The sequence below is a fragment of the Streptomyces sp. E2N166 genome (assembly GCF_003671715.1).
Lineage (GTDB): Bacteria > Actinomycetota > Actinomycetes > Streptomycetales > Streptomycetaceae > Streptomyces > Streptomyces thinghirensis.
This window is the reverse complement of the sequence record NZ_RAIF01000020.1, coordinates 90620-94077: the sequence shown is the minus strand read 5'-3', so window position 1 is coordinate 94077 and position 3458 is coordinate 90620. Positions and strand designations below refer to the sequence as shown.

Sequence of the window (3458 nt, the reverse complement as noted above, 5' to 3'; positions counted from 1 at the left end):
CTTCCCCGGAGGCGCACCGGGCCAGAACGGCCGGACGACTCCCGACGGCCGGACGGCCCCGAACGGTCAGACCGGCGAGCGCGGCGGCATGGCCGGAGGCGGCGGCATGGGCGGTCTGCTCAACGGCGCCCAGGTCGACTCCGAGGCCAAGAAGCTGCTGGAGACCGACGCCGGCCGGTACACCTGGGTCGCCGCCGCGATCGGCTCCCAGAACGCCGCGAGCTTCCAGCTCAGCACCGGCGACCCGGTGATGGCGGTCGGCGGCTTCAACGGCACGGACCCCTCGCCGACGTTGGCCCAGTTCAAGAAGTACGTGGCGGACGGAAACATCCACTACTTCATCTCAGGCGGCGGCGGCGCGGGCGGCGGCGGCATGGGCGGCGACTCCGGCACCTCGTCGCAGATCACGTCGTGGGTCGAGGCCAACTTCAAGCAGGTCACGGTCGGCTCGGCCACCTTCTACGACCTCACACAGCCGACGAACTGATCCGGGAAGGCTCTGCTGTACAGCGTATAGGGCCCCTATACGCTGTACAGCATGACGACGTCCTCCCAGGCACAGGGAACCGTGCCCGCGGTCCAGGGCCACCCGCGGCGTTGGCTGATCCTCGGTGTCATCAGCCTCGCCCAGCTGACCGTGGTGCTGGACAACACGGTGCTCAACGTGGCCATCCCCTCGCTCACCGACGAGCTCGGCGCGGCCACCTCGGACATCCAGTGGATGATCAACGCCTACTCGCTGGTCCAGTCCGGCCTGCTGCTCACCGCGGGCAGCGCGGCCGACCGCTACGGCCGCAAGAAGATGCTGGCCACGGGCCTCGCCCTGTTCGGCCTGGGCTCGCTGGCGGCGGGACTCGCGGACACCACCGGCCAGCTGATCGCGGCGCGGGCCGGTATGGGTGTCGGCGGCGCGCTGCTGCTGACCACCACGCTGGCCGTGGTCATGCAGATTTTCGCGCCCGCGGAGCACGCGAAGGCGATCGGCATCTGGAGTGCGGTCAGCGCCCTCGGCTTCGCGTGCGGGCCGCTGATCGGCGGTTTCATGCTGGACCACTTCTGGTGGGGCGCGATCTTCCTGATCAATCTGCCGGTCGTGGCGCTCGGCCTCGTCGCGGTGGTGACCCTGGTCCCGGAGTCGAGGAGCCGGCAGGGCGACCGCCCCGACCTGCTCGGCGCCGTACTCTCCACGATCGGCATGGCCGCACTGGTCTACGCGATCATCTCCGGCCCCGAGCACGGCTGGACGTCGGCCCGGGTGCTCGCCACGGCGGCCGTCGCGGTCGGAGTGCTCGCGCTCTTCGCGTACTGGGAGAGCCGCATCCCGTATCCCATGCTCGACCTGGCCTTCTTCCGCAACCAGCGGTTCACGGGCGCGGTGGCCGGGCTGGTGCTGATCACCTTCGGCATGGGCGGCGCGCTCTTCCTGCTCACCCAGCACCTGCAGTTCGTGCTCGGGTACGGCCCGTTGGAGGCGGGGCTGGCGACCGCGCCGCTGGCGCTGACCGTGGTGCTGCTGAACTTCTCCGGGGTGGCGGCGAAGTGGCTGGCCAGGCTGGGCACGCCGGTGGCGGTGCTGCTCAGCATGGTGCTGATGTCGGCGGGCCTGGTGGCCATCGCCACGCTCACCGGTGAGGGCTACGCGGGCACGCTGCTGGGCCTGCTGCTGATCGGCGTGGGCTGCGCGCTCGGCAATCCGGCCATGGCGCACGCGATCATGAGCTCGATTCCGCCGGCCAAGGCGGGGGTCGGCGCGGGCATCAACGGCACGTTGGCGGAGTTCGGCAACGGGCTTGGCGTGGCGGTCCTGGGCGCGGTGCTGAACTCGCGGTTCGCGGCGCTGGTGCCGGTGGCGGCGGCGTCGTTGCCGGCGGCGTTGGCCTCGGCGCGGGGGGAGGCGGAGCGGGAGCGGGTGATCGACGCGTTCTCCTCCGGGCTGGAGCGCAGTCAGTTGGTGGGGGCGGTGGCCGTCCTGCTCGGCGGGGCCGTGGCGGCGGTGCTGCTGCGGCGGGCGGAGAAGGAGGGCGCCTGAAGAACCCGGGCGTCGTGGATCCGCGCGGCCGCGGGCTCGTTGTCGCTGGTCGCGCCGTCCTCCGCGCCCCCGAAGGGCGCGCCTAGCATGACCGGCATCGGTGAGCGAGGTGGGTGCGTATGGCGAAGGCGGGCCGAGGGCCGCGGGCCAGTGTCTGGCTGGCGGGCGAGGGGCGAAGTGGCGGGCGGCGCGGCGGACAGCCGTCCGGGCTGGACCGGGAGCGGATCACCGAGGTCACCGTCCGGCTGCTGGACGCCGAGGGCCTGGCCAAGTTCTCCATGCGCCGCCTGGCCGCCGAGCTGGACGTCACCGCGATGTCCGTCTACTGGTACGTCGACACCAAGGACGAGCTGCTCGAACTCGCCCTCGACGCCGTCTACGGCGAGCTGCGCCACCCCGGCCCGGAGGCCGGCGAGGACTGGCGCGGGCCACTGCGCACACTTGCCCGGGAGAACCGCAGGCTGCTGGTGCGCCATCCCTGGATGTCCCGGCTGACCGGCACCTACCTCAACATCGGGCCCCACTCGCTGGCCTTCTCCCGTCAGGTGCAGGGCGTCATGCGTCGCAGCGGTCTGCCCGCGCACCGGCTGACCGGTGCCATCTCCGCCGTCCTCCAGTTCGTCTACGGCTACGGCACGATCGAGGGCCACCTCCTCGCGCGGGCGGCGGACAAGGGTATGAGCCCGGACGACTACTTCCAGGACTCCATGAACGCGGTGGCCGAGTCGCCGGACAACGCGGACGTCATCGAGGAGTCCCGGGCGCTCATGTCGGCCCGCGGCGGCGACACGGTTGCCGAGATGCTGGACCGGGACTTCGAGTTCGCGCTGGACCTGCTCGTGGCGGGCATCGAGGCGATGGTCGAACGAGGGTGAGTCAGTCGTCCGCCGCGAGCCGTGCCGGGAAGCCGCCCGTCGCCACCGGTCCCCACTTCTCCGGAGTCACCCGAATGATCGACTTTCCCTGCTCGACCATGGCCTGCCGGTACTCGTCCCAGTCGGGGTGCTCGCCCGCGATGTTGCGGTAGTACTCCACGAGCGGCTCCACGGAGTCGGGCGTGTCGATGACCTCCGCCGTGCCGTCGATCTGGACCCAGGGGCCGTTCCACTCGTCGCTGAGCACGATGAGGCTGACCCGCGGGTCGCGGTGCGCGTTGCGGGTCTTGGCCCGCTCCGGGTAGGTGGAGACCACGATCCGGCCGGAGTCGTCGACCCCACAGGTCAGCGGCGATCCCTGCGGGCTGCCGTCGGCCCGCCGGGTCAGCAGGACCGCCCGGTGCCGGGGGCGTACGAAGTCCAGCAGCTCGGCCAGGGAGACACGGGTGTTCGTCGCGATGTTCGGTGCCATGCCGCCAGCCTAGGCCGCGGCCCCGCCGCCCGGCCCGCCCTCCGGGTCGCCGCCCGGCCCGCCCTCCTGGGCGTCCTCCGGG

The 3458-nt window shown here is 71.9% G+C and carries 3 protein-coding genes and 1 pseudogene; 3 read left to right on the top strand and 1 reads right to left on the bottom strand.

Annotated features, from left to right (window positions below):
- From EBH09_RS17375 to EBH09_RS17365, 3 genes and pseudogenes are all read left to right on the top strand, one after another.
- Positions 1–487, top strand: a pseudogene (locus EBH09_RS17375) (glycosyl transferase); the annotation flags it as partial.
- 51 nt (positions 488–538) lie between these two features.
- Entirely contained in the window at positions 539–2029 is a 1491-nt protein-coding gene (locus EBH09_RS17370; protein WP_121747911.1) for an MFS transporter, read from the top strand.
- A gap of 119 nt (positions 2030–2148) precedes the next feature.
- Positions 2149–2904 carry a TetR/AcrR family transcriptional regulator C-terminal domain-containing protein gene (locus EBH09_RS17365; protein WP_121747910.1) on the top strand — a complete coding sequence of 252 codons (756 nt, stop codon included), beginning with the start codon at positions 2149–2151 and terminating at the stop codon, positions 2902–2904.
- A 1-nt stretch (position 2905) separates the two neighbouring features.
- On the opposite strand, the gene EBH09_RS17360 is transcribed toward EBH09_RS17365, so the two are convergent.
- Positions 2906–3376 carry a PPOX class F420-dependent oxidoreductase gene (locus tag EBH09_RS17360; protein WP_121747909.1) on the bottom strand — a complete coding sequence of 157 codons (471 nt, stop codon included), beginning with the start codon at positions 3374–3376 and terminating at the stop codon, positions 2906–2908.
- Positions 3377–3458: the final 82 nt, after the last annotated feature.

Bases quoted from the DNA above. Each gene is read 5' to 3' on its own strand.
- EBH09_RS17370 (WP_121747911.1), top strand. From the start codon at position 539: ATGACGACGTCCTCCCAGGCACAGGGAACCGTGCCCGCGGTCCAGGGC.
- EBH09_RS17360 (WP_121747909.1), bottom strand. From the start codon at position 3,376: ATGGCACCGAACATCGCGACGAACACCCGTGTCTCCCTGGCCGAGCTG.
- EBH09_RS17365 (WP_121747910.1), top strand. From the start codon at position 2,149: ATGGCGAAGGCGGGCCGAGGGCCGCGGGCCAGTGTCTGGCTGGCGGGC.